Origin of the sequence: Legionella israelensis (assembly GCF_004571175.1) — a bacterium.
Classification (GTDB): Bacteria; Pseudomonadota; Gammaproteobacteria; order Legionellales; family Legionellaceae; genus Legionella_D; species Legionella_D israelensis.
Genome location: NZ_CP038273.1, coordinates 1,604,769 through 1,629,818, shown reverse-complemented (window position 1 = coordinate 1,629,818; position 25,050 = coordinate 1,604,769). Strand labels below are relative to the sequence as shown.

Genomic DNA, 25,050 nt, shown 5'->3' with positions numbered 1-25,050 from the left:
AGTGAGTCAAAATCATTCCTGTCATCATCATTCAAAGACTGAAGTCAAGCACTCTAAATCAGAGCACAAGGAAAATACAGTTTATATCTGCCCCATGCATCCTGAGGTACGGCAATCCTCTCCAGGGCTTTGCCCCATTTGCGGCATGGCTTTGGAACCTGAAATCATTACCGCAGAGATGGAAGTGGATCCGGAATATCTTGATATGAGACGACGGTTTTGGCTGGCTCTGGTTTTAAGTTTACCGGTTCTTATTCTGGCCATGTTTGAAGAAACGGTCTCAGGCATTGTTTCACCCCAGTTATCCGTTTGGATTCAATTGATTCTGGCGACTCCCGTGGTTTTATGGTGCGGATTTCCCTTTTTGCAACGTGGATTTAATTCCTTTAAAAGCATGCAGTTGAACATGTTTACTCTCATTGCCATTGGAATTATTGTGGCCTGGGGATACAGTATGATTGCTGCACTTTTTCCATATTGGTTTCCTCAGGCTTTTCAAAATGAGAATGGTCAGGTAGCCATTTATTTTGAGGTGGCCGCAGTAATTACAACATTGGTGTTGCTGGGACAAGTGCTTGAATTAAAAGCGCGTAATAAAACGGGAGGCGCGATTCGTGCTTTATTGAGTCTTGCTCCGGAAACAGCGCGTAAAATAGATGAGGAAGGAAACGAATTTGAAGTTCCATTGGATGAAATTGTCGGCGGTGATCGATTGCGGGTAAAACCTGGTGAGAAAATTCCTGTGGATGGTGAAATACTTGAAGGACAAAGTCATGTTGATGAGTCAATGATAACCGGTGAGCCGATGCCGGTGAGTAAACATAAGGGCGATACGGTCATCGGCGCGACCATGAATCAAAACGGCAGCTTTGTTATGCGGGCGGATCATGTCGGCAGCGAAACGATGTTGGCGCGCATAGTGAAAATGGTGGTGGAAGCACAACGTAGCCGTGCCTCGATACAAAGAATTGCTGATCAAGTATCAGGATGGTTTGTCCCAATTGTCCTGTTAATAGCGATCCTTGCCTTTATTCTCTGGGTTTTATGGGGTCCTCCACCTGCCTATGCTTTTGCTCTGGTTGCCGCTGTCTCTGTTCTGATCATTGCCTGTCCTTGTGCCTTGGGATTAGCGACCCCCATGTCCATCACGGTCGGTATTGGTAAAGGCGCGCAGTCAGGTGTTTTAATAAAAAATGCTCAGGCTTTGGAAACGATGGAGAAAATCACTACCCTTGTGCTGGATAAAACAGGAACATTAACGCAAGGTCGTCCGGCATTAACGAAAATTGAGCCGTTGCAAGATTTTTCTGAAATTGACGCATTGATGATTGCTGCCTCTCTGGAAAGGCAAAGTGAGCATCCTTTGGGATTAGCTATTGTTAATCAAGCCAAGCAAAGAAAACTTAAATTATCGGATGTTAGTGATTTTCAAGCACATACGGGCAGAGGAGTAACAGGGAAAATTGATTCACGTTCTGTGGTTTTAGGCAATGAGCGTTTAATGAACGAATATCACGTTGAAGCTGATAAAATGCTTGAGCGGGCGGGTTTACTCAGAGAGTCGGGTGCTACAGTCCTTTTTCTTGCTATTGATGGCAAAGCTGCAGCACTGTTTGTCATAGAGGATCCGATTAAAGAAAGCAGTCAGGCCGCTCTTGATTTTTTGCAAAAGCAAGGCATAGAAATCATTATGTTAACCGGAGATAACGTAAAAAGTGCCAAGGCAGTTGCATCTCGTCTGGGAATCAGGGAGGTGATTGCCGAGGTTTTACCGGAGGATAAGCAACGAATTGTGTCTGAATTACAACAAAAAAACAAATTGATTGCCATGGCCGGTGACGGAGTAAATGATGCTCCTGCTTTGGCAAAAGCAGATATTGGTATTGCTATGGGTACGGGAACCGATGTCGCTATTGAAAGCGCTGAAATGACATTGTTGCACGGAGATTTACAAGGTTTGGCTAAGGCTTATCGTTTGTCTGTTTTGACCATGCGTAATGTTCGTCAAAACCTCTTTTTTGCCTTTATATACAACACGCTGGGAATACCTCTTGCCGCAGGTTTGCTTTATCCTTTTTTTGGGGTGTTATTAAATCCGATGATAGCTGCAGCAGCGATGTCTTTGAGTTCTGTATCTGTTATTACGAATGCCTTGAGGTTAAATTGGCAGCGAATTGATTAAGCTTCTCAGTCTCTGCACATAGAACCTAACGGGAGCTATTTTTTTGGTTGGATACTTGCGGTTAAACTAAAATACTCATACCCCGCAGATGGAGTAAATGAGCATTTAAAATTGCAAAATGCATCCAGAGATGCAAAAAAGACGAAGCTGCTTAACATGAGTAAAATAGTCATTGACAGCTAACGAATTATTTCGTAACTTAGCGCATCATGCCGAGGTGGTGGAATTGGTAGACACGCTAGCTTCAGGTGCTAGTGGGGGAAACCCCGTGGAGGTTCGAGTCCTCTTCTCGGCACCATTTCTTTGATTGTCTTTTAGATTATGTTTTGGTACAGGCTCAACCTCAGCATTGACGCCAGCACAAACGGATCAAACATGGCTAATTGCCGAGCTCAACTAAGTTCTTACGTATATCTGACATAAAAAGCCAAAGCTTTTTATGTCAGCACGATACTTAATCTTCAACTTTGACTTTAATGGTTTTAGGTTTTGAAGCTTCTTTTTTAGGGATAGTAATTTCCAATACGCCATTTTTGCATTTTGCTTCAATGTTGTTGCTGTCAGCCGTATCGGGAAGACTAAATCGTCGATGAAACTTTCCTTGTAGCCTTTCCATGCGCGTATAACCTTTTTTTTCTTCTGTTTTCTCCAGTTCACGCTCACCTTTAATGGTCAGCATATTATTTTCCAACGATACCTGAATGTCTTCTTTTTTGACGCCAGGCACATCGGCTTTTACGATAAATTTGTCGGTTTCCTCCTTGATATCTACGGCAGGAGACCAAAGACTGGTTTCAATGTTGGAGGAATCATCTTCAAAAGGATGATAATATTGATCAAAAAAAGCGCTGAGCTCTCTTGGCCAGTTAAATGGACTACGTCGTATTATATTCATAACATCCTCCTTTAAGTTAAGATATAAAAATCTGATGCGTTTTATAATATGGTTTCTTTTTTCAAAAAAACAAGCTAAATTTGTCATGATTTCAACGAGGTTTTTTTAAATTTTTTACGGCAGTGACAGAGGTTACTGAAAAATACAGGCTTTAGGCACGGGTGGCGAAAAAAAGATAATTATCCAGAGTAAACGCATCTGATAGCACAGTATAAAATCAATGCGCCTACATTCGGCGCTTTATGTGCTGAATCCAACACAGCGCTTGATATGAGATCGCATGGATACTGTGCATAAAGCACAGAAAGCAGGCAAAAGAGGGGCTTTTGTGAACAAAAATTAGATGCGTTTGCCCTGGATAATTTGCTCTTTTTTGCGTCATAAGTATAAATTTGTTATTCTATTTCCTTTCTCAAAGAAAGGAAGATAAACTCATTCAACGTTTATGAAAAATACTAATCTTAACATCTGTGATGTGACCATCCATCCTGGCGAAACCGCCAATCTGGCCTTGCCGCTTCCTGAGTTTTATTCTTGTACATCCTTTTATATGCCGATAAAAGTGGTCCATGGTAAAGAAGCTGGCCCCTGCTTGTTGATTTTTTCTGCTGTGAAAGGTGATGAATTAAATGGTCTGGCCATCATTAATCGCTTACTTGAATCCGAACAGTTACGGCATATTAAGGGAACATTAATTGCCGTACCTGTTTTAAATATTTTTGGTTTAGTGGCTCCACCAAAGGTTTTATCACAGGAAACCAGCCTTGATCTGTGTTTTCCAGGTCAGGAACATGGCTCTTATGATGAACGCTTGGCTCATGTGTTTACTCAAGAAATATTATGTAAGGCGAATTATTGCATTGAATTACAGACCGGATCTCTGAACCATGATATTTTGCCGCAGGTGTATTGTAATTTTGATAATGCCGAAGGCAAGCGACTGGCTCAGCAGTTTGGTGCACCGGTGATTACTAATGTCAGTACAGACAATAATTCCTTACGGAAAACCACAGAGCAATTGAATATTCCTTTACTGGTTTATCAAGCGGGTGAAGCCATGCGTTTTGATGAGTCAGCCATTGCGCTGGGCCTATCAGGTATTCAGAATGTCATGCAATCATTGGATATGCTGGAAGAAAATGAAAATGATTCCGATTCCTTTACGTCTATTTTTTCCCAGGATCAAGATTGGATTCGTGCTCACCGAAGCGGCATTTTACTCAGTGATGTTGAATTGGGGCAGATGATTAAAAAAGGACAAAAAATTGCTCATATTAGCGATCCTTTCAGTGCTGATAAAGCTGAAACCGTCAAATCTCCACAAAATGGTGTGGTGGTAGGAATAAACCGTCATCCTTTAATTCATGAAGGTCAAACCATTTTTAAAGTAGCTTCCTTTATCGATAATGATCGCGCTGAAACCGCTTTGGAAGCCTGGGGTGACTCTCAAGTAGATGAGCCATGACTAATGTAAATAAAATCAGTTTAAAGGGTTTAATTGTCTGGTTAATCTGTGCTTCATTTTTTATGTATGAATTTTTGTTGCGCACTGTTTTAGGAACCTTTCAATATCCATTAATGCATGACTTGCAGTTAAGTCCAGTGCGGTTTGCCTTATTAAGTTCGACTGCTTATCAGCTGATCTATGGGATTATGCAGATTCCTGTAGGCATTCTCGCCGATCGCTTCGGTCTGAAAAAAACCCTGTTATCAGCGGTCTTTTTTTGCGCCATAGCCAACATAGGCTTTTCATTCAGTCATCATTTTGCAAGTGCGATTTTCTTTCGTGTCTTGATGGGCTTTGGTTCATCGTTTGGTTTTGTTTGCCTGCTGCTTGCTGTCTATGACTGGATGCCAAGGCGAAATATTGCCTTGTTCATTGGTATGTCGCAATTTATTGGCACAATGGGGCCCATGTTAGCCGCCGGTCCTTTTAACGCGCTTGCTCAGGCTTCAGTGGTTAGTTGGCGGGAAATTTTTATAGCTTTAGGTTTAATCGGCTTGACCATAGCCACTCTGGTTCTTTTGTTTGTAGATAAAAACCGGCAAAATCAAGGTAAATTTATCATTTTGTCACGTCCTTCGGCTATTTCCGAGAATTTGTCCCGTTTGTTAAGCCAGAAGCAAGTCTGGTTTATTGCGGTATTTTCCGCTTCGGCTTATTTCTCCATTGAGTATTTATCTGAAAATGAAGGCGTTGAGTTTTTAGTTAAAAAAGGATTTTCATCTACTTTTTCTTCCTACATGATCACGCTGGCCTGGTTGGGTTATGCTTTAGGTTGTCCTTTATTGGGTTTGATCTCTGATAAAATGCAACGGAGAAAACCTGTGATGTATATCAGTGCCTTAATGGCATTGACCGCATTAACAGGCATCATTTATTTTTCCTTGGGAAAATTAATGACAGCCGCATGCTTTATCCTTCTTGGGGCAGGAGCAAGCGGTCAGAGCGTGGGGTTTGCTATCATGGCCGAGCAGTGCAAGGAAGAATATTTAGCCGTGGGTCTAGCCATCAATAACGGCATGATCATGCTCTTTGCTGCCGTGAATGCGCCTTTGATTGGCAGTATATTGTCTCATCTGTCAGCAGCCTCTCCGATAACCATGGGAGATTATCAGACCGCATTCATGATAATGATAATGCTTGTATCTATTGCTATATTTTTTGCGGTTTTTGCCATTAAAGAAACCTTTTGTAAGTCTGTGCGAGAAAACACAACATTAAATCCGGGAGTCTAGTGCCTGTTGACAATTGCTCTATAGTCCCTACCTACCGTGGATAAACCGAGGCACGTAGGCATTTGAGCAAGATCACGAAAACGAATGGTCAACAGATACTAATCAATATATCGCGCTCTCAGCAAATTAAATCGCCTAAAGGCTCTCCAAATCGAAGGTTTTGACCAGCTTGCAGATTTTCACACCATTTCATTTTGGATTTGTCAGCAAACATCAGGATGACGGTTGAGCCCAGTTTGAAATAACCCATCTCTTCTCCGGCAAGAAAGCTTGTTTTATCCTGATTCAAAAGTTTGTAGTCAAAATGAACTGAACGCCGTGAGCGCTTAAGATCCCCGTGCCAACTCGTTCCAATCGCGCCAACAATGGTTGCACCAACCATAACCATGGCCATTAAACCGAGCTTTGTTTCAAAATAGATGGCTAATCGCTCATTACGGGCAAAAAGTCGTTTGATGACTCTTGTAGTCGCTGGTTGAACGGAAAACAATTTGCCTGGCAGATAACTCATTTCCTGTAAGGTGCATGCGATTGGAATATGGACACGATGATAATCTTTAGGTGAAAGATACAAGGTGGCAAAACGCCCTTGATGAAAAGATTTAGCCAGCGCCGTCTCAGAACCAAGCAATTCATCCACAGCGTAAAAACGCTTTTTAGCCTGTAGCAGTTGACCTTGTTCTATATTACCTATTTCACTAATCGTTCCATCTACAGGAGAAATGATAGCTGTACTGGCTAGAGGTCGGCATTCAGGCTTCAGGCGACGAATAAAAAAATCATTAAAGCTTTCATAAGCGCTTGGATCCGCGATAAGAGCCTCACTCATATCCACTTGATACTGGGCAATAAACTGACGAATTAAAAAATTTTTTATGGAAGGTTTTTTGACGTTGGCAAAACGGCCAGCCAGTGCGGTGATGCCGCTTTTAGGCAATAAATACTGAGGTAAAGTCTTTAGGTAGTCATGAACCATGATGTATGTTAAAAGCTAAAGAGAATAAAAGGGAAAATCATACAAGAAAAAATAAAGAAATGGCAGAAAAAATTGCTGGAAATACAAGGAAAAGTATTATACGCGAAGGCAATCATCAAAGTTTGCAGCACTTCTAAAATTAGGAAGCGACATCAACTTGTTTTGAAGCTGAAATGCTTGAATCCCTGCCACCGGTTTAAACAAAACTCTTTAAAACTACAGTCTCCTTGCTGGGATACTGGTGTAATTTCTCTTCAGCAATGGACTTTATAGAGGAAATAAAATGAGGGCGATACTCCTGGGTTAGCCTCATAACGAAATGATTATTTGCTTTTTGCAGTTGCTCTTTATCAAGAGGAATTTCTTTTTGCATGGTATCAAGAAGTGTATTAAATAAAATAGTATTTAAAGAGGTGGTTTCAAAACCTCCATTCATAAAAATACGAGCTAGAATATGCGCGTTGGAGGAAATAGAAAAATATTTTTCCACTTCACTGCGCCGGCTTGTTGTAAACCAAGATTTTGATTGTTCATATTTAGATAATGCCGATTTTGTTAAATCACTAAATCGTTTATGCTCAAGCTCTTCCACCCATGAATAAAGCGCATCATTAACTGCTCTTAAGGCATAATCTGAATAAATGTGTCGAAATCGGTTGTCATTTTTTGCATATTTAATGGCTGCTTCAGTGTAAAAATCCAGTGCAAAGGTTTTATCATCTATAGCTGAACGAACGCTTGGCAGACAAACGTTAAAATCATGTTGAGTGGCTTTCAGCATATCACGAATCAATTGGTCTATGAGACATGTATTGAGTGCGCCATTGCCTGTTTTATTTCCCGAAGAGAGAATGAAGGCCAGCCGATCATCACCAGACTCTTTCATGCTTTCCCGCAAATACGTTTTTACGGGCTCTGCGCGCATTCGATTGCTTAAAAGACCACCGGAGTAATCCTCATCAATTATTTTGCAGATTTTGTCGGATAATGTCATTGCATCAAGGCTTTTGGCCCAGTTAAACAAGGCATGCAAGCAATCATTTATCACTTTTTCATCAGTGTGTTTTGGCCAGATCTCCTTGACAGGAACCACTGACAAGCTGACTTTGTCGGTGGTATTCATGTGCGCGGAAAAATGTACCATACCGCAAAACCTCTCAAGCTCGGAGGCGAGATGGCCGCATTTATCTGCATAAGATGTATTTTCGCCTAATTTTGGGATAACTTCGTCAAAATATTTGGAGCTAATCTCTCTTAATTTTCTGATAAATTGTGAGTTCTTTAAATGTACCAACTCATTTAGATCCGTATGGTAATAATTGTTGGTCGCCACAAAAAGTTGATTGTTTAAATCGATCAAGGCCAACAATCCCTTACGCATATCACTGTTTTTATCGCAGTCAATATGTTCATCAATATCTGTTGAATTGATTTCTTTGAAAGCAGGTAATAATTGCCATGCAGCATGTATAGAAGAGTCTTCCGGCTTTATTTCAGAGTCTTCGCTGTCAGTCAATATAATTTCATGACCTTTTAATGAAAGTTCAAGCAATAGTTCATTCGACAGCTCCTTCGCTTTTTTTAATATATTTTTCATACATCCTAAATAAGAATCTCTCCATACTTGATGATAACGCAGCTTTAATTTATCTTCCTTTAGCTGTCGTTTATTGCAGACGTCTGTTTTTGTGGCTTTTTCCAAAGGAGGGGCGCAGGCTACCTCGCTCTTTAATTCAAGATTATCTTCATTAGAGAAACGACGAGTTTTATCCTCTTGTTCTTTACGTTTTTTATTTTGCGCAAGTCCCCATTTCTCTACGCTCTTGAAGGCGGAAGGATGCTGATACAGAAATTGAGCAAACCCTGGAACCGGAACATCAGAAATATTTTTTTCACAACCTTTAAAGAACACCACATTACGATAAAGCTCATCATAATATAGTTGATATAGTCCACACATGAAGCTGACAAAAGGCTGTTTGTCTGTTTCAGAAGTAAATAAAGTTGGAAATTTTTTTTCTAATTCTCCTTTCTTTTCTAAGGATAATTCAGTGTAATTGAGTGGCTCTTTACCAAGGGCGTCTCTTAGTTGCTTTTCAAGTACCTCAGGCTGAAAGATCACCAGCGCCTTAAGAGCTGCCGTAAACAGTTGTTCTTGTGCGGTGATTTGACCATTAGGTAAAGATTCATCCTTGAAAATAGGGTTTTTGGATAGTTCGATAAATTGGTCGTAATTACCATATCGCTTCGGGTAATAATAATTATGTGGATATTGATGAGTTGCCCAATGCGTTAATTTGGTTTCCTGTAAAACAGGGAAGTTGGCAAAGTCGCTCGAAGGCAATTCAATTTTTCCTTCCGGGCTGCTTCCGAATGCGCGTGGCCCTTTAATGATTTCAGTCAACGCATAAAAAAACATATCCCAGTCAATAAGACCTTTTAGTCCAATATTTTTGGGATGAAGATCATCATTGCCTAAAAACCAGGAAAAAAACAGCAACTCCATAACATTGTGCTGCATTAGAGTTTCGTAAGATGGGTTGACCTCTTCTTTTTTTTGAGGGTGTTCAGGGATGGGTTCGCTGCCGTAATTAAAAGGTTTAAATCCTTCAAGAGCGATGGACACGGTCCCTACGATTTTATCATCTTCATCATATACCAGTCGATCTTCTGCGGCACGTTCACCCAATAACATGCGTATAATAACAGAAGTGGCAACGGAAATTTTGGCAAGCAACTCGGGGTAAGTTTCATCAAGAGGTTTAAAAAAGCCCTTTTTTTTGCAACCGTCAAAATCAACGAATTCTACCTGAGTAACGACATGTCCAGACTTGGGAGCGGCAGGCCCTGCTGTCAAGTCCTTTAATTTATTTCTCCTTAAAGCTGTCTTAGGTAAAGAAGCCATAAGCAGTCCTTTTACTCACTAGTTCTAGTTATTGATCATATTAAGCAGAAACTGTCAATAATTTCAATAGATAAATATTTTTGAATTTAACTGATTGATAAAATATAAGGTTTTTTTGGATTTTCCTGCACAAAGGATATTAAAAAGAGGTTTTTTGCAGATATTGTGAGTTTTAATATTTGTTGAGAGGACGAATCCATAAGGATTCGTCCACAGCATTTTATTCAGTAAATTGATGTATCGTTTTGGTTAAGCGTTTGACCAGTTCATCCATTTCATTTTCATCCATGATTAGAGGCGGTAAAAGGCGGATGACCTTCTCCGCAGTGACATTAAATAATATGCCATTAGCCAATGCCAGGGGGCGAATATCCATTGCTGATCGGTCCAATTCTATACCAAGCATATATCCTTTACCTCGGACTTCTTTGACGGCTGGATTTCCTTCGAGATGAGTTCTGATTTTCTCTTTAAGCAAGCTTGCATTTGCGTTTACTTTTTCACAAATGTGTTCCCGTTCAATCACTTCCAGAACCGTCATGGCTGTGGCGCAGGCTAGCGGGTTTCCGCCAAAGGTGGAACCATGGTTTCCAGGCTGGAATAAATTACAAGCTCTTTTGCTCATTAAGCAGGCACCAATAGGCATCCCATTGCCCAAACCTTTGGCGGTAGTTAAAACGTCGGGTTGAATTCCATATTTCATGCAAGAATAGAGTTTGCCCGTACGAGCATTTCCCGTCTGAATTTCATCGAAAATGAGCATCCAATCATGTTCTTCACACAACTTGGCTAATTCTCGAAGATAACTTTCATCAGCGGGGTATATACCGGCTTCCCCCTGAATGGTTTCGAGCATAACGGCCACTACATCTTCTCGATGGGTTGCAATGGTTTTTATGGCCTCCAGGTCATTGAAGGGGGCGCGAATAAAACCAGGAACCAGGGGTTCGAACCCTGCTTGAACTTTGCGACTGCCTGATGCGGTTAAGGTGGCCATGGTTCGTCCGTGAAATGCTCTTTCCATGACAATAATGGAAGGTGTTTCTATGTTTTTTTGATGGCCGTAAAGCCGGGTGAGTTTAATGGCGGCCTCATTCGCCTCAGCGCCCGAGTTCGCAAAAAAAACCTGCTCCATTCCACTCATTGTGGTTAGCTTCTCAGCCAGTTTTTCCTGTTCCCTGATATGAAAGGCATTTGAGGTGTGTAGCAGTTTGGCTGCCTGCTCCTGAATTGTGCGGGTTACATCCGGATGAGCATGGCCCAAACCACAAACTGCAATCCCTGTTAATCCATCAAAATAAGCTTTTCCCTTCTCATCATACAACCATACACCTTCACCATGGGAAAAAGTGATGGGCATGGGGTTGTAACTTGTGATTAATGCCATGACCACTCCTGTAAATTAAAGCATGTTATCAGCAACAAAATCCCAGTTTACTATTTCCCAGAAAGACTTCACGTAATCGGGACGGGCATTACGATAATCGATGTAATAGGCATGTTCCCAGACATCACAGGTTAATAAGGCATTTTCTTCATTGGTCATGGGCGTTCCTGCATTGCTGGTACTGGTGATTTTCAGATGACCGTTTTTGTCCTGAACGAGCCATGCCCAACCAGAACCAAACTGGCTGATGGCCGCTTGACTGAATTGTTCTTTGAAGGCATCAAAAGAGCCGAAGGTTTTCTTAATTTCATCAGCCAGCTTTCCGGAAGGCTCTCCATCCCCATCAGGACTCATGCAGTTCCAATAAAAAGTATGGTTCCAGGTTTGCGCAGCGTTATTAAATACCCCCTCTTTTGATTTTTTTATGATATCTTCTAAAGACATTTGTTCGTATTCTGTATCCGCAATAAGTTTGTTCAGGTTGTTCACATAGGCCTGATGGTGCTTACCGTAGTGATATTCTAAGGTTTCCCTCGAAATGTGAGGCTCTAGTGCATCCAAGGCATAAGGGAGTTTAGGTAAACTAAATGACATAATGTGACCTCCTAAAATGTGAGAAGCGATTAGTGTAGCAGGATAAAAGATAGATTCAATCGTGAAAAAAATCCATAAAGGAAAGAATTTTTTAATTCGCCAATGAAATGAACAATTGTTATCTGGGTTTCCTTGCGAAATAAAGCTATTTTCGCCATAATTAGCAATATTTTTTAGCGAAATAAAGGTGTGCCGTGGATACTATCGAAAAAATAAAGCAGCAAATTGCAGAAAATGCTATTTTACTATACATGAAGGGCAGCCCGAAGATGCCTCAATGCGGATTTTCGGCTCGTGCCGTTCAATGCATCAATGCCTGTGGGGTGGATTTCGCCTATGTGGATGTTCTGGCTAATCCTGATATTCGACAGGCACTGCCCGAATATGCAAACTGGCCTACTTTTCCTCAGCTGTATGTAAAAGGTGAATTGGTCGGCGGCTCTGATATTATTCTTGAAATGTATCAGCAAGGCGAATTGGAGCCGATGCTGCGTGAGGCTTTGGCTGCATGATTTTTCAACCGATGTATAAAGCGAAGAACTGTTGACGTTTCGTGGTTGCAGTGAGGAAATGAAATGTCCACATATCCTGTTTATACATCCTCTGATATGGAGAAAATATGAGTATATTAGTTGGACGTAAGGCTCCTGATTTTACGGTGCCGGCTGTTCTGGGCTCTGGCGAAATCGTTGATAAATTTAATTTACATGAGTGTTTAAAAGGACAGCATGGAGTGGTTTTTTTCTATCCACTTGATTTTACGTTTGTGTGTCCTTCTGAGCTGATAGCTCTTGATAACCGCATGGATGAATTTAAAAAACGAAATGTTGAAGTGGTGGCGGTTTCTATCGACTCGCAATTCACCCACAATGCCTATCGAAAGACATCTCGCAAAGAAGGCGGTATCGGGCAGGTGAAATATACAATGGCTGCCGATACTACGCACAGTATTTGTCAGGCTTACGGAGTTGAGCATCCTGTAGCAGGTGTTGCGTTAAGAGCTGCTTTCATTATCAATAAGGATGGTATGGTTAGTTCACAAATTGTCAATGATTTACCCATTGGAAGAAACATTGATGAGATTCTTCGTATCATCGATGCCATTCAGTTTTTTGAAGAAAACGGCGAAGTCTGCCCTGCTGGTTGGCATAAAGGTGAAGCTGGTATGAAAGCCTCTCCTGAAGGTGTGGCTCACTATTTATCTGAGCACTCAGAATCCTTATAATGTTTTAAAGCATTTTTCACTTAATAATCCACAGGCCATTTATCAATGGCCTGTGCTGTCTATGTTAGCTTTTATCATGCAGACTTTTCCAATAATTCACTATGTTACAAAATAAGTCAGCTGTTTTTTCTGCATCATAGATGGCTGAGTGGGCTTCATGAGAATCAAAGGGCAAACCCGCAGCTTCTGCCGCTTTGGCGAGTACTGTTTGTCCATAAACCAAACCGGATAAAGTGGCTGTATCAAAACAAGTGAAGGCGTGAAAAGGCGATTTAATTTGTGTTCTTTTGCAGGCTTCTTTGAGAAAGAGTAAATCAAACCAGGCATTATGCCCGATCAGTACAGCACGTTGACACTGATGTTTTTTCAGCGCATGTTGAATGGGTTTGAATAATTTTTTCAAAGCTGTTTCTTCATCAAGGGCGAAGCGCAAAGGTTGGTAAGGATCAATTTTATTAAATTCAAGCGAGCGCTCATCAAGCTCAGCCCCATCGAAAGGAAGCACATGTTCAAAATAGGTTTTATGGCGAAAGAAATTGCCTTCATTGTCTATAGCCAATAATACAACGCATATTTCCAAAAGTGCATTTTTATGAGGTACGATGCCTGCTGTCTCGATGTCAACGACAACGGGTAAAAAACCGCGAAAGCGCTTGTTCATCTTATCAAGCAGAAATTCAGTGGGACTCATTAACACTCCAGGATATTTGCTCTCCGGCAGCTATGGGAACTACCCTGCTCTTGCCTAATGGTAAACTGTTGGGAATATATTGCGGTATTCGAACCAGCTCAATGGACTCGTTATTGATAGGCAACTGATAAAAATCAGCACCAAATTGACTCATAAAGGCATTGAGTTTATCCAGCTGATTTTGTTTTTCGAAAAATTGAGCATACAGCGGTAAAGCGTAAGGAGCAGAGTAAATGCCAGCGCAACCGCATGTGTTTTCTTTATTTTCCTGAGCATGCGGTGCACTGTCCGTGCCTGCAAAAAACTTAAGATTTCCGCTGCAGGCCGCTTCCTGCAATGCTTTTTGATCCCGCTCATGTTTTAGAACAGGCAGACAATAATAATGGGGTCTGATGCCACCGGCTAACAGTTGATTGCGGTTGTATAACAAATGGTGCGGTGTAATGGTTGAAGCAATATTAGATGAGGATTGCCGCACGAAATCGGCCGCCACTTTAGTGGAAATATGCTCTAGAACAACACGCAATTTCGGAAAATTTTTGACGAGCACGTCAAGTTCTTTTTCAATAAAGAGTGATTCTCTTGCAAATATATCGCCATAAGTCACTTCACCATGAATTTGCAAAACCATATTGTTGTCTTGCATGATTTCAAATAAGGGGTAAAGGGTCTGAAGAGAGCTCACTCCGGCTTCGGAGTTGGTTGTTGCACCAGCCGGATATAGCTTGCCTCCAAGGACAAAGTCGTTTGAAGCTGCTTCGCTCAAATCATCAGGGCTCACGGACTCGTTCAGATAATAAGTCATATAAGGAGTAAACTGACTGTTTTCAGGCAGGCTGGCAAGGATGTTTTCACGATATTGCCTTATGGCTTGCAAATGAGTTAAAGGTGGTTTAAGGTTTGGCATTGCTAATGCCCGGGCAAAATGCTTGGCTGTTGCAGGAACCGTATCTTTCAATAAGACTCCGTCACGAAAATGAACATGCCAGTCATCAGGACGATTGATAGTTATGGTATGCACTATAAGGTTTTCCTCAGACGATTGACTACGGCAAAGGATAACATTTTTTATCATGCATGTGACACAGTTAATGCTATTAAGTCGATGGTTTTACGGTACATCCTGTCTGACATCTATTATTAATTTTTTCTCAAAAAGGTTTATGTGGCCACGCACCCATTTTTTTCAATCCGAAAGTTAAATCTGAATGACTTTCCAGGCGAATAAAATGAATAAGTATTTACTGAGCGCTGCTTACAAGGCTCATTTTTCAAAGACCTATGTGCTCAAAAAAATTATCCACTGCTCAATAAAAGTATATCTTAATGATAAATATTAATTTTTTTCGCAATTTTCTTGACATTTCCAAAATCCATTAAGATACTCAATATCGTTGCATGCTTTCGGATTAGAGCGACGAACGCGTGCTATTGACAACTCCTTGTAGTGGGTTATCAATGAATGAAACTCAATATAATAAGAAATGGAGACAAAGCATGTTAAGTTTGAAAAAGACAGCCGTAGCTGTGCTTGCTTTCAGTAGCAGTGCCGCGTTCGCTGGCACGATGGGTCCGGTATGCACCCCAGGTAATGTCACTGTTCCATGTGAGACGGTTGCTTGGGATTTTGGTATCACCGCCTTATATTTGCAACCTGTTTATGATGCTGACTGGGGCTATGCTGGTTCCAGAACTGATTTTGCCAATCATACCTATTATCATGACATAGACGGTGATTGGGATTGGGGCTTTAAGCTGGAAGGTTCTTATCACTTCAGCACAGGAAATGACATCAACATTAACTGGTATCACTTTGACAATGATTTTGATCACAGAGCTAATCCTTTCGTAACCTTTAATACTGATGTTAAATGGGATGCGGTTAATGGTGAATTCGGTCAGCATGTTGATTTCGGTGAATATAAAAACATCCGTTTCCATGCCGGTGTTCAATATGTAAGAATTGAGCATGACTTCCGTAGTCGTTTCTTTGGTCTTAATGACAACTACCTTAAAACATCATTTGATGGTTTTGGTCCAAGAACCGGTGTTGACATGTCTTACGACTGGGGTAATGGCTTTGCCATTTATGGAAATGCCGCTGCAGCAATATTAATCGGCACCAGTGACTTTGACTTCACGTCCCATTTTGGTTTGGTTGGAGGCTTCCATGGCTCTAAAAACGCTGTAGTTCCTGAGTTGGAAGCCAAATTAGGTGCTAAATACAGCTATCCTATGGCTACTGGTAACCTGACTCTGGATGGTGGTTACATGGTGGTTAACTATTTCAATGCTCAGCATTTCCGAGTTAACAATAACATAAGAGAAACTGACTTTGCCATGCATGGTCCTTATCTTGGTCTGAAGTGGGTTGGTAGCGTATAATATTAAAAATTTAAGAAATTTCAGTAATACTGTTGACTTTAGTAAAGTCCAGTTGGATAATTTATCCAGGTACGTTCTTGGTTAGAGCGAAGAATGCGTACTGTTACTGATTCTTCTTGAATGAGTAATGAACGGAAATTTAATAATAAAAAAAGTGGAGATTAAGCATGTTAAATTTGAAAAAAACAGCCGTAGCTGTTCTTGCTTTAGGTAGCAGTGCAGTATTCGCTGGCACGATGGGTCCGGTATGCACCCCAGGTAATGTCACTGTTCCATGTGAAACAGTTGCTTGGGATTTTGGTATCACCGCCTTATATTTGCAACCTGTTTATGATGCTGACTGGGGCTATGCTGGTTCCAGAACTGATTTTGCCAATCATACCTATTATCATGACATAGACGGTGATTGGGATTGGGGCTTTAAGCTGGAAGGTTCTTATCACTTCAGCACAGGAAATGACATCAACATTAACTGGTATCACTTTGACAATGATTTTGATCACAGAGCTAATCCTTTCGTAACCTTTAATACTGATGTTAAATGGGATGCGGTTAATGGTGAATTCGGTCAGCATGTTGATTTCGGTGAATATAAAAACATCCGTTTCCATGCCGGTGTTCAATATGTAAGAATTGAGCATGACTTCCGTAGCCGTTTCTTCGGTGTAAGAGGTACTCACGTCAACACAAGTTTTGATGGTTTTGGTCCAAGAACCGGTATTGACATGTCTTATGACTGGGGTAATGGTTTCGCCATTTATGGAAACGCCGCTGCAGCAATATTGATAGGTACCAGTGATTTCGATATCAATACCAATTTCGGTTTGCTCGGTGCAGGTGGTTTCCATGGTTCTAAAAACGCTGTAGTTCCTGAGTTGGAAGCCAAATTAGGTGCTAAATACAGCTATCCTATGGCTACTGGTAACCTGACTCTGGACGGTGGTTACATGGTGGTTAACTACTTCAATGCTCAACACGTCGGAATCAATAATAATGTAAGAGAAACTGACTTTGCTATGCATGGTCCTTATCTTGGTCTGAAGTGGATTGGTAATGTGTAATTGTCAGTTTTTTTGACAAACAAAGCCCATCAGTACTTCTGGTGGGCTTTTTTTTTTGAAAATGGAGTTGATATGTTAAGAAAAACAATCTTGACTGCTTTAGGATTAGCTGCCAGCAGCTTTGCTTTAGCCGGGATGCCCGGGAGCAAAGCTTGTCTGCAGGGGAATGTTACAGTACCTTGTGAAACGAAAAAATGGGATATAGGTGTGCAGGCCCTATACTTGAAATCCGCTTTTGATGCTGATTACGTTTATGGACTTGCGCAAAACGGTTTCTATCGCGATGCTGACAATGATTGGGACTGGGCCTTTCGCCTGGAAGGTTCCTACCATTTTTCCACCGGAAATGATATAACAATGACATGGATTCACTATGATACTGGTGATCATCATGGTGGTTTTAATGGGTTAATTCCGCTCAACGAAAGTTTTATTGCGTTGAATATTCCTTATGTACTACGGATTGATAACCAATTTGATCAAGTTAATCTTGTGATGGGACAACATACAGATGTTGGTCTATTTAAAAACATACGTTTTTATGGCGGTTTACAATATGCTGATATACGTGTGGATGCGAGCAATAACTTTTTAATTACTCCGACGCTACTTGTTGCTGCTGGAGTGAGAGCCGTGCGCCAATATCATAATACAGATTTTAATGGCGTTGGTCCTGTAATAGGTATCGATTACGCTTATAATCTGACTGACGGATTTAGTGTAACGGCCAATTCAGCAATGTCCATATTGTATGGCACGGGTCGTTTCAGTGATGGTTATCTTTTTTCGAATGACTTAATCCCCGTGGCCAATTATGGCAGCAAAAAAATGGTGGTTCCCAGCCTTGAGGCTAAGCTTGGTGTCAATTATGCCTTTTCAATGGCTGAGGGTGTGTTAAATCTCGAAGCTGGTTACCAGGCTGTGAATTATTTTAATGCTCTGCAAACTCGCGGTTTAAATGCTACAGGCACTCCCACCAATAGTGATTACGGACTTTATGGCCCCTATTTGGGCGCCAAATGGGTTGGGTATGCTTAACATCTATTCTTTAAGAACCATGAAAAGTAACAAAAGCCCATTTTTTAATGGGCTTTTTTGCGTGCTATTTGAAATGATACAGATAAATTTTTTCTGTTTTTGCTTTGTTCTCTTGTTCTGCGGTCATTTATTAGACCAGAGTCCATATCATTGCCTTAATAATGTATAAACTCTTCTCATGGCAGCTAACTTATCTTTCTATCATCTTATCCAAAGCTAGGACTGGCTTTAGGCTGTGCCTATTTAAATCATTCAACGTCCAGGAAATGCTGAAATTTATCTATGAAAACTCCCAATTGCGTTCAGAAAATATCCTCTACAAAGAAATGAGCGATTAAATTTTCAGATTGTTTAATTTTGCGCACTCAAAAGCATGGTCATCACTTGGCTAAAACGCTATAATCTTGCTTCCAAACATGAGAGGATGTAAAAAAAATAATCAGGAGTTTTTTTGTGAGGTTGAACAGAATTCTTTTATTCCTGGCTTTGTCGTCGGCCCCTTTGTATGCTACTGACCAACAGCAATTGCAAGATGAAATCCAGCAATTAAAACAACAGACACAGACGCTACAAGCACAACTTAAACAGTTACAGAAAAAAATATCAGAAAATACAGTAAAATCTGTAGCGGCAAAACCTTCTGTAAAGAAGGTTAAAGGCGGGTCTGGAGGCTATCATGGAAGCGTAGTCTCTGTGCATAGTTTTGATGGGCATCCAGAATCTCTCAATTTTTATCCAACGGCATTGCTGGTTGATGAGCATGTGGTAACTTATATTGCAGGTACACCTGTTGTTTCTTCTCCTTATCTTGGAGAAAGGCCTGCTTTTGATGGTTCGGATTATATCGTAAATATTTCAAGTATTAACCGTGATATCCGCTTGATGCAGCAACGGCGAAGGTTATATAGAGCTTACCAAAGAATGGGCTACCCTGTCCCTTATATGCCAATTATCTCTTTAAGCGGCGCTGTTCAGCCTGTAGCCATTTTAAACTTTGAACAACATAGAGAAACAGCCGATTTGACCTTAGGTACCAGTGAGTTGGATGTGGCTGCTGCTTTAAATGAAAACGTTGAAGCCTTTATGGCCATTACTTACGATCAGTCACCTCCTGCTGTAGGTGGTCCAAGAGTCAACAATTCCGTGTTCAATTTGAACATGGGTTTTATTAATATCGGAAATCTGGACAAGACGCCTTATTATTTCACAGCAGGACAGCTTTTTGTTCCTTTTGGTCGTTATTCTTCTGCCATGGCCAGTTCTCCCCTAACTTTATTATTAGCACGTACAAAATCTCGCCCGTTTATCTTAGGATATAAATCTCAAACAGACACCGGGCTCTTTGCTTCCGTATATGGTTTCAGAGGCGAAACGACTTTAGGAAAATCCGGTGTAGGCGGTGTAAATGCCGGTTATACGTTCAGTCATGGAGATGTTGCCGGGGAAGTAGGTGGAGGATATATCAATTCAATTAACGATTCGGCTGGCATGCAGAATACAGGCGTGACACCATTTACCACTTTTGGTGGATTCGGTTCTGTTACCAATGGTTCTGAAGCAGTACGTAAAATTCCAGGTGCTAATGTTCATGGAAACATCAGTATAGATCGATACAATTTTACTGCCGAATGGGTCGGTGCTGCTAAACGTTTTCGGCCTCAGGATTTGAGCTTTAATGGCCGAGGTGCAAAACCACAGGCTGCTCAGTTTGAAGCAGGCATGACTTTCAAGGCATTTGATAAGCCGGCATCCATTGGAATCGGCTATCAATTAACACGTCAGGCACTTGCTCTTAATCTTCCGGAACGTCGAATTAGCGGTGTTTTTAACATTTCATTATGGAAGGACACAATTGAAACGTTAGAATATCGGCATGATATTAATTATAAAAAAACTGAATTTGCTAATGGAGCGGCACCTGCAGGAACAGCAAACTTACCTGTGGTGGGTCGAGGCGGAAGCGAAGATGCCATACTGGCACAAATCGGTGTTTATTTCTGAGCAAAATATGGCAAGGAAAAAAACAGATTTCCGCCCGCTTGCGCGTAAATAAGGCATAATATTATCAAAGTATGATTTGCTCTGGGAAACATGCGCTAAAATTTCTATTTTTTATAACTCTATGTTAAATTGAAAAAAATAATTATTTTAGCCCTTTGATAATGACCTCAACGGCAATACGGGCGCCTTTAGCCGGCATTAATTTTTTTCTTGCTGATGTCAGAGATGGACTTGGTCCTTTTCTTGCAATTTATCTTCTTTCCTACCATCAATGGGAGAGCGGTCAAATTGGTCTTGTGATGACCATTGCAGGTGTTACCACCTTATTGTTGCAAACGCCTGCTGGCATGATTATAGATAGGACGCGCTTTAAGCGAGGTATTTTTATTCTCTGTAGCCTGTCCATTGCCATAGCTATTCTTTGCATACAGTTTTTCCCTCAATTTTATTCAGTGGCGATCAATAAAGCCATTATTGGCGCTGCTGCTGCTTTTTTTCCTCCCGCGATTGCGGCTCTGACTCTGGGAACAGTTGGCCCGCAGTTTTACGCTGTGCAAGTAGGGCGTAATGAAGCATACAATCATGCTGGAAATATTTTTGCTTCCATTATGGCTGCTATTCTCGGTTTTTATGTTGGCCTGCATTCCTTGTTCTGGTTTACTGCTATTATGGCGGTGGCTGCTGTGATAAGCGCCTTATCACTCAATAAAGCATTAATTGATCATCGTCAAGCCCGTGGTTTGCTGACGGATAGTCCTCAGGAGAAATTACCTGGTTTCAAAATATTATTGACGAATAAAAAATTATTGTTTTTTGGCATCTCCATTATGTTGTTTCATCTGGCTAATGCCGCCATGCTTATTCTCATCGGTGAAGAAATCGCTCTTAAACAACACGATAAATCATCGGTTTTGTTTGTATCAGGAAGTATTATCAGCGCACAATTTATTATGTTTTTCATGGCCATTCTGGTCAGTAAAAAAGCGGACTGTTGGGGGCGAAAGCCACTTTTTCTTTTGGCATTTATTGCATTGCCTATTCGCGGCTTCCTATTTACTTTATCCAGTGATCCTTATTATTTACTGGCTGTGCAATTACTTGATGGGGTTGGAGCCGGTATATATGGCGCACTTTTTCCCATCGTTACAGCGGACATGACTCGAGGCTCAGGACATTATAATACGGCATTAGGGGCACTCAGCACATTGCAGGCCATAGGAGCTGCGGCGAGCACTTTAATCAGCGGATATATTGTTGATTATTATGGCTTTAGTGCCGCATTTTATGTTCTGGTGGTCATCGCACTGATGGCCCTGGCGCTCTTTTTCTTCACCATCCCGGAAACACGCGCTAAAAATCTGCAGCCATTTACCGAAAGTCATGGTTATGAGGTATGAGTGTTTTTGATCATCCACCCCTTCCCATCATTGTTTTATTTTTTGTTTTTTTAGGCATCAGCTTCCGGAAAATTGGCAGTCTTCATTTGCCCATTTGGTTCATCATGACGCTTGCAGCTTTGCTGGTTTTAATCACAGGACAAATTGGTTTGATGCAGGCGATAAGAGCGGTAAATCTCGATGTTATCTTTTATTTGCTGGGCGTTTTTATTATTGGTCAGGCGCTGGAAGAAAGCAATTACTTAGAGCAGAAAATGCTTAAACTTATGCAGCGATTCACCAATGTAAAATGGATTCTTGCACTTTTGATCGTATTTTCCAGCTTTACATCCATGCTTTTAATGAATGATACCATAGCGATCATTGCTACGCCGGCTATTTTGTTGCTGCACCAGCGCATTAAACTCCCATTGATTCCTTTATTATTGACATTGGCTTTTTCCATTACCATTGGCAGTATCGCCAGTCCTATCGGCAATCCACAAAATTTGTTAATTGCCATGGAGATGACGAATCCTTTTATGTTGTTTTTTCAGCATCTGTTCATTCCCACTCTCATATGTCTGCTGATTTTATATTTTTACATGTGGTTTTGCTTTCGCGACATGCTCAATATTGAGATAAGACATGTTTCACTGAATACGGATATTGTTGTTGATAGGCATCTTGCTTTTCTTGCTAAGCTGTCTTTAGGCATTATGTTGTTACTTATCCTAAGCGAGATTACTTTTTCATTGTCTGGCTATCCGATACATCTTTCATTCAGCATGATAGCTTTGCTGGCGGCCAGTCCTTTAATCCTGTTTAGTCATAAACGATTTTCGCTGATGCGTAAAATTGACTGGCACACGATAGTTTTTTTTATTGCCTTGTTTGTGTTTATGGAAGCAGTCTGGTTGTCTGGATATTTCCAGAATGTTATTCAAGCAAGTCATCTACAGATTACGGCAAAATCCACCATCATCTGGGTTAGTCTGCTATTAAGTCAATTGATATCAAATGTGCCTTTAGTTGCGCTATATTTGCCCTTGCTTGCTAAAACGTCCGCGCAACATTATTTGTTATTAGCTATGGCCAGCACCATTGCGGGCAATATGTTAATATTAGGTGCTGCCAGCAATATTATTATCATACAAAACACGGAAAAAAGAGGAAAGCATGCTTTTAATTTTTGGCAGTTCATGTGTTTTGGTATCCCCCTTACCGTCATCAATGTCATTGTTTATTATCTGTTTTTATATTAAAACTCCGATTAAATATGCAGGGTCTGAGCCTCACGAGGGTAAACAACCAGAACCAGTCGTTCGCAAATTATATTTTAGATAACTATACTAAATTTGAAGCAGGAAGATCATGGGGCCTCGCATGCGTAAACTGAATCAAATAGAAAACATTAGTGTAAAGCACGCTTCTCTGATGGAAAATGCAGGCATAGAAGATCAGGAGGAGCTTTTAAAAATCTGTTCAGATCGAAAAGCTCGCCAACAAATTGCTGAACAAACCGGAATTCATGTAAAGTTAATTTTAAAATGGACGAGTCAGGCTGATCTCTCACGTATAAAAGGAATTGGTGATGAATTTGCTGAATTATTGGTAAATACTGGGATAGAATCGGCTGCTGCGCTGGCAAAGAGCGATGCTGAGCATCTTCTGGAAGAGTTGAAACTGGCTAATCAGAAAATAAGATTAGTAAAGCATATGCCAAGCCTCAATCAACTTGAAACTTGGATAGAACAAGCAAAAACATTGCCTGAGATTGTTTCTTATTAACATGAGTTATTAAGATGAATCTCGACATAAAGGCATTCGCAAATTAGAAGTTTTTTCGTAAGCTGAACCCCCTTAAATCTGGTCGTTGTATAACAGTCCCTGCTAGAAAACAATTGAGTTACTTTTTCCGTTTCTTTTTAATGCCAAGCACCGATAAAACAGCTCGTGTTAAATCACGAAAAATTTGTCTTATAACCTGACGAAAGAGCGTGTTTTTGCTCAAGCGATCAATCATGGTTGGAGATTTACTTTCAGATGTCGTTTTTGGGGAGCTGGGCTTTTCCACGCTTGATTGGTCAAAACGTTTATTGGCAGAACGTGGATTATTTTTTCTTGCATATCTCGACGAAAGTTCGGAGCGTGCAACTTGCTGCTGAATTTCTTCTGTAGTAAGTAATCCCATTCTTGATTCGGGCGCACGAATTAAACAATGTACTAAGGGGGTTGGTTGACCTTTAGCATCAAGAGCAGTGACCAGTGCTTCTCCAATGCCCAGAGAGGTTAGAAGATGTTCGGTTTGGTAGTAGCTTGAAGGAGGGAAGTTCTGCGCAATTAACCTCATTGCCTTACGATCCTTTGCCGTAAAGGCGCGTAATGAATGCTGAATTTTCAACCCTAGCTGACTTAATACCGTTTCAGGAATATCATTGGGAATCTGTGTGCAAAAAATCAATCCTACACCTTTAGAGCGGATGAGTTTCACCATGATTTCCAATGTGCTCATTAAGGTTTTGCTGGCATGATGAAAAATCAGATGGGCCTCATCAATAAAAATGACCAATTTTGGTTTTTCAGTATCACCGATTTCAGGAAATTTATGATAAACATCGTTTAACAGTTTCAGCATAAATGTTGAAAACAAGCCTGGATAACGCTGCATATCCATTAAACGTAAAATGGAAATTACACCTGTGCCTTGAGACGTGGTTTTTATTAAATCAAGCACATCAAAAGCCGGTTCACCAAAAAATGAGTCTCCTCCCTGGGATTCCAGCTCAATCAGTTGACGCAGGATAGTTCCGATGGAGGAAGAAGAGATGTGTCCATATTGCTTTTCAATGGCGGCTTCACCTTCCTCAGATTGTAAAAACTGCAATAAATTTTTTATGTCGTTTAAGTCAATCAGTTCAATGTGTTCATCTTTGGCATATTCAAATAAAACAGTCATAACTCCGGTCTGGGTAGAATTTAAATTGAGCATGCGTGAAAATATCATAGCGCCAAAATCTTGTACGGTGGCTCTTACAGGAACGCCAGGCTTGTCTTCTTCTAGTGTCAATAACTCTACAGGAAAGGAACGAGGTACGTAATCAAGGTTTAAGGATTGGTTGCGTGAGCGCAAAACTTCACTGTCTTCACCGGGCACGGCCAATCCGGAAACGTCTCCCTTGATATCCATAACAAGACTGGGTACGCCAGATAAAGATAATTGCTCTGCCAATACCTGCATGGTTTTCGTTTTGCCGCTTCCTGTTGAGCCGGCTATAAGTCCATGACGATTGAATGATTTCAACACCAGATTTACCGGAGATTCCGGTAAAACATGGCCATTCAATAAAATGGAGCCTAGCTGAATACCCGGGAGATGATTAGCTTTATAAGCTAAGCGCAAATCTTCATACATAATCATATCCTGTTTGATTACATTCAATATCTAACTCATGCTATGCAGCTACGTCTTTTTTGCATCTTTGGACGCATTTTGAAATTTCAAATGCTCATTTACTCCATGTAAACTGCGCTTTTAAATTTCAAAATGCGTCTAAATGTTCTAAAAAATACTGTGCTGCGTAACATGAGTATC

At 40.8% G+C, this 25,050-nt stretch carries 21 protein-coding genes and 1 tRNA gene; 14 read left to right on the top strand and 8 right to left on the bottom strand.

The features are described 5' to 3' along the window. Position 1 precedes the first annotated feature (1 nt). Positions 2-2,182 carry a copper-transporting P-type ATPase gene (locus E4T55_RS07270; RefSeq protein ID WP_058503061.1) on the top strand — a complete coding sequence of 727 codons (2,181 nt, stop codon included), beginning with the start codon at positions 2-4 and terminating at the stop codon, positions 2,180-2,182. A gap of 211 nt (positions 2,183-2,393) precedes the next feature. Next, positions 2,394-2,480: transfer RNA gene (locus tag E4T55_RS07265), tRNA-Leu, on the top strand. Between the two features lie 156 nt (positions 2,481-2,636). On the opposite strand, the gene E4T55_RS07260 is transcribed toward E4T55_RS07265, so the two are convergent. Beyond that, on the bottom strand, positions 2,637-3,077 hold the full coding sequence (locus E4T55_RS07260; protein WP_058503091.1) for an Hsp20/alpha crystallin family protein: 441 nt from the start codon (positions 3,075-3,077) through the stop codon (positions 2,637-2,639). Between the two features lie 445 nt (positions 3,078-3,522). Between E4T55_RS07260 and E4T55_RS07255 the strand changes: the two genes are divergently transcribed. Beyond that, positions 3,523-4,542: a succinylglutamate desuccinylase/aspartoacylase family protein gene (locus E4T55_RS07255; protein WP_058503060.1), complete on the top strand. Its 1,020-nt coding sequence runs from the start codon at positions 3,523-3,525 to the stop codon at positions 4,540-4,542. Next, a complete protein-coding gene (locus E4T55_RS07250) occupies positions 4,539-5,816 on the top strand; it encodes an MFS transporter (RefSeq protein WP_058503059.1) in 1,278 nt (425 codons plus the stop codon). The genes E4T55_RS07255 and E4T55_RS07250 overlap by 4 nt, the downstream gene beginning before the upstream one ends. Before the next feature lie 118 nt (positions 5,817-5,934). Here the strand turns inward: E4T55_RS07250 and asd are convergent, their stop codons facing one another. After that, positions 5,935-6,792, bottom strand: coding sequence for an archaetidylserine decarboxylase (gene asd / locus E4T55_RS07245; RefSeq protein WP_058503058.1), 858 nt, complete (start codon positions 6,790-6,792; stop codon positions 5,935-5,937). A 5-nt stretch (positions 6,793-6,797) separates the two neighbouring features. On the opposite strand from asd, the gene E4T55_RS15535 reads away from it, so the two are divergent. Then, positions 6,798-6,929 (top strand): hypothetical protein, encoded by a 132-nt coding sequence (locus tag E4T55_RS15535; RefSeq protein ID WP_256595123.1) that lies wholly within the window; start codon positions 6,798-6,800, stop codon positions 6,927-6,929. Positions 6,930-6,988: 59 nt separating this feature from the next. Here E4T55_RS15535 and E4T55_RS07240 read toward each other — a convergent pair whose 3' ends face one another. From E4T55_RS07240 to E4T55_RS07230, 3 genes are all read right to left on the bottom strand, one after another. Further along, entirely contained in the window at positions 6,989-9,697 is a 2,709-nt protein-coding gene (locus E4T55_RS07240; protein ID WP_058503057.1) for a hypothetical protein, read from the bottom strand. Between the two features lie 220 nt (positions 9,698-9,917). Then, positions 9,918-11,084: an aspartate aminotransferase family protein gene (locus E4T55_RS07235; protein WP_058503056.1), complete on the bottom strand. Its 1,167-nt coding sequence runs from the start codon at positions 11,082-11,084 to the stop codon at positions 9,918-9,920. 15 nt (positions 11,085-11,099) lie between these two features. Beyond that, positions 11,100-11,678, bottom strand: a complete 579-nt coding sequence (locus E4T55_RS07230) for a superoxide dismutase (protein WP_058503055.1) — start codon at positions 11,676-11,678, stop codon at positions 11,100-11,102. A 194-nt stretch (positions 11,679-11,872) separates the two neighbouring features. Between E4T55_RS07230 and grxD the strand changes: the two genes are divergently transcribed. Together grxD and E4T55_RS07220 are read left to right on the top strand one after the other, a co-directional pair. Then, a complete protein-coding gene (gene grxD / locus E4T55_RS07225; RefSeq protein ID WP_058503054.1) occupies positions 11,873-12,190 on the top strand; it encodes a Grx4 family monothiol glutaredoxin in 318 nt (105 codons plus the stop codon). A gap of 107 nt (positions 12,191-12,297) precedes the next feature. Beyond that, entirely contained in the window at positions 12,298-12,903 is a 606-nt protein-coding gene (locus tag E4T55_RS07220) for a peroxiredoxin (RefSeq protein ID WP_058503053.1), read from the top strand. 64 nt (positions 12,904-12,967) lie between these two features. Here the strand turns inward: E4T55_RS07220 and rnt are convergent, their stop codons facing one another. Both rnt and pyrC read right to left on the bottom strand, forming a co-directional pair. After that, positions 12,968-13,594 carry a ribonuclease T gene (gene rnt, locus E4T55_RS07215; protein WP_058503052.1) on the bottom strand — a complete coding sequence of 209 codons (627 nt, stop codon included), beginning with the start codon at positions 13,592-13,594 and terminating at the stop codon, positions 12,968-12,970. Continuing rightward, on the bottom strand, positions 13,581-14,615 hold the full coding sequence (gene pyrC, locus E4T55_RS07210) for a dihydroorotase (protein WP_172461018.1): 1,035 nt from the start codon (positions 14,613-14,615) through the stop codon (positions 13,581-13,583). The genes rnt and pyrC overlap by 14 nt, the downstream gene beginning before the upstream one ends. A 476-nt stretch (positions 14,616-15,091) precedes the next feature. Between pyrC and E4T55_RS07205 the strand changes: the two genes are divergently transcribed. The 7 genes from E4T55_RS07205 to E4T55_RS07175 all read left to right on the top strand — a co-directional run bounded on the left by E4T55_RS07205 (position 15,092) and on the right by E4T55_RS07175 (position 23,246). Next, positions 15,092-15,979: an Lpg1974 family pore-forming outer membrane protein gene (locus E4T55_RS07205; protein ID WP_115325391.1), complete on the top strand. Its 888-nt coding sequence runs from the start codon at positions 15,092-15,094 to the stop codon at positions 15,977-15,979. 167 nt (positions 15,980-16,146) lie between these two features. Further along, complete coding sequence (locus tag E4T55_RS07200) at positions 16,147-17,040, top strand: Lpg1974 family pore-forming outer membrane protein (RefSeq protein ID WP_115325390.1); 894 nt, start codon at positions 16,147-16,149, stop codon at positions 17,038-17,040. Between the two features lie 72 nt (positions 17,041-17,112). After that, complete coding sequence (locus tag E4T55_RS07195; protein WP_058503090.1) at positions 17,113-18,078, top strand: Lpg1974 family pore-forming outer membrane protein; 966 nt, start codon at positions 17,113-17,115, stop codon at positions 18,076-18,078. A gap of 453 nt (positions 18,079-18,531) precedes the next feature. Continuing rightward, positions 18,532-20,079, top strand: coding sequence for an LbtU family siderophore porin (locus E4T55_RS07190; protein WP_058503049.1), 1,548 nt, complete (start codon positions 18,532-18,534; stop codon positions 20,077-20,079). Positions 20,080-20,240: 161 nt separating this feature from the next. Further along, the gene (locus tag E4T55_RS07185) at positions 20,241-21,476 is read left to right on the top strand and encodes an MFS transporter (RefSeq protein WP_058503048.1); all 1,236 of its coding nucleotides are present in this window, start codon (positions 20,241-20,243) and stop codon (positions 21,474-21,476) included. Next, positions 21,473-22,720, top strand: coding sequence for an SLC13 family permease (locus tag E4T55_RS07180; protein WP_058503047.1), 1,248 nt, complete (start codon positions 21,473-21,475; stop codon positions 22,718-22,720). Before E4T55_RS07185 ends, E4T55_RS07180 begins: the two co-directional genes overlap by 4 nt. A gap of 121 nt (positions 22,721-22,841) precedes the next feature. After that, positions 22,842-23,246, top strand: coding sequence for a DUF4332 domain-containing protein (locus tag E4T55_RS07175; protein ID WP_058503089.1), 405 nt, complete (start codon positions 22,842-22,844; stop codon positions 23,244-23,246). Between the two features lie 118 nt (positions 23,247-23,364). On the opposite strand, the gene E4T55_RS07170 is transcribed toward E4T55_RS07175, so the two are convergent. After that, positions 23,365-24,870 carry a helicase HerA-like domain-containing protein gene (locus tag E4T55_RS07170; RefSeq protein WP_058503046.1) on the bottom strand — a complete coding sequence of 502 codons (1,506 nt, stop codon included), beginning with the start codon at positions 24,868-24,870 and terminating at the stop codon, positions 23,365-23,367. Positions 24,871-25,050 lie beyond the last annotated feature (180 nt).

Bases quoted from the DNA above. Each gene is read 5' to 3' on its own strand.
- E4T55_RS07260 (WP_058503091.1), bottom strand. From the start codon at position 3,077: ATGAATATAATACGACGTAGTCCATTTAACTGGCCAAGAGAGCTCAGC.
- E4T55_RS07255 (WP_058503060.1), top strand. From the start codon at position 3,523: ATGAAAAATACTAATCTTAACATCTGTGATGTGACCATCCATCCTGGC.
- E4T55_RS07250 (WP_058503059.1), top strand. From the start codon at position 4,539: ATGACTAATGTAAATAAAATCAGTTTAAAGGGTTTAATTGTCTGGTTA.
- asd (WP_058503058.1), bottom strand. From the start codon at position 6,792: ATGGTTCATGACTACCTAAAGACTTTACCTCAGTATTTATTGCCTAAA.
- E4T55_RS15535 (WP_256595123.1), top strand. From the start codon at position 6,798: ATGTTAAAAGCTAAAGAGAATAAAAGGGAAAATCATACAAGAAAAAAT.
- E4T55_RS07240 (WP_058503057.1), bottom strand. From the start codon at position 9,697: ATGGCTTCTTTACCTAAGACAGCTTTAAGGAGAAATAAATTAAAGGAC.
- E4T55_RS07235 (WP_058503056.1), bottom strand. From the start codon at position 11,084: ATGGCATTAATCACAAGTTACAACCCCATGCCCATCACTTTTTCCCAT.
- E4T55_RS07230 (WP_058503055.1), bottom strand. From the start codon at position 11,678: ATGTCATTTAGTTTACCTAAACTCCCTTATGCCTTGGATGCACTAGAG.
- E4T55_RS07220 (WP_058503053.1), top strand. From the start codon at position 12,298: ATGAGTATATTAGTTGGACGTAAGGCTCCTGATTTTACGGTGCCGGCT.
- rnt (WP_058503052.1), bottom strand. From the start codon at position 13,594: ATGAGTCCCACTGAATTTCTGCTTGATAAGATGAACAAGCGCTTTCGC.
- E4T55_RS07205 (WP_115325391.1), top strand. From the start codon at position 15,092: ATGTTAAGTTTGAAAAAGACAGCCGTAGCTGTGCTTGCTTTCAGTAGC.
- E4T55_RS07200 (WP_115325390.1), top strand. From the start codon at position 16,147: ATGTTAAATTTGAAAAAAACAGCCGTAGCTGTTCTTGCTTTAGGTAGC.
- E4T55_RS07195 (WP_058503090.1), top strand. From the start codon at position 17,113: ATGTTAAGAAAAACAATCTTGACTGCTTTAGGATTAGCTGCCAGCAGC.
- E4T55_RS07185 (WP_058503048.1), top strand. From the start codon at position 20,241: ATGACCTCAACGGCAATACGGGCGCCTTTAGCCGGCATTAATTTTTTT.
- E4T55_RS07180 (WP_058503047.1), top strand. From the start codon at position 21,473: ATGAGTGTTTTTGATCATCCACCCCTTCCCATCATTGTTTTATTTTTT.
- E4T55_RS07175 (WP_058503089.1), top strand. From the start codon at position 22,842: ATGCGTAAACTGAATCAAATAGAAAACATTAGTGTAAAGCACGCTTCT.
- E4T55_RS07170 (WP_058503046.1), bottom strand. From the start codon at position 24,870: ATGTATGAAGATTTGCGCTTAGCTTATAAAGCTAATCATCTCCCGGGT.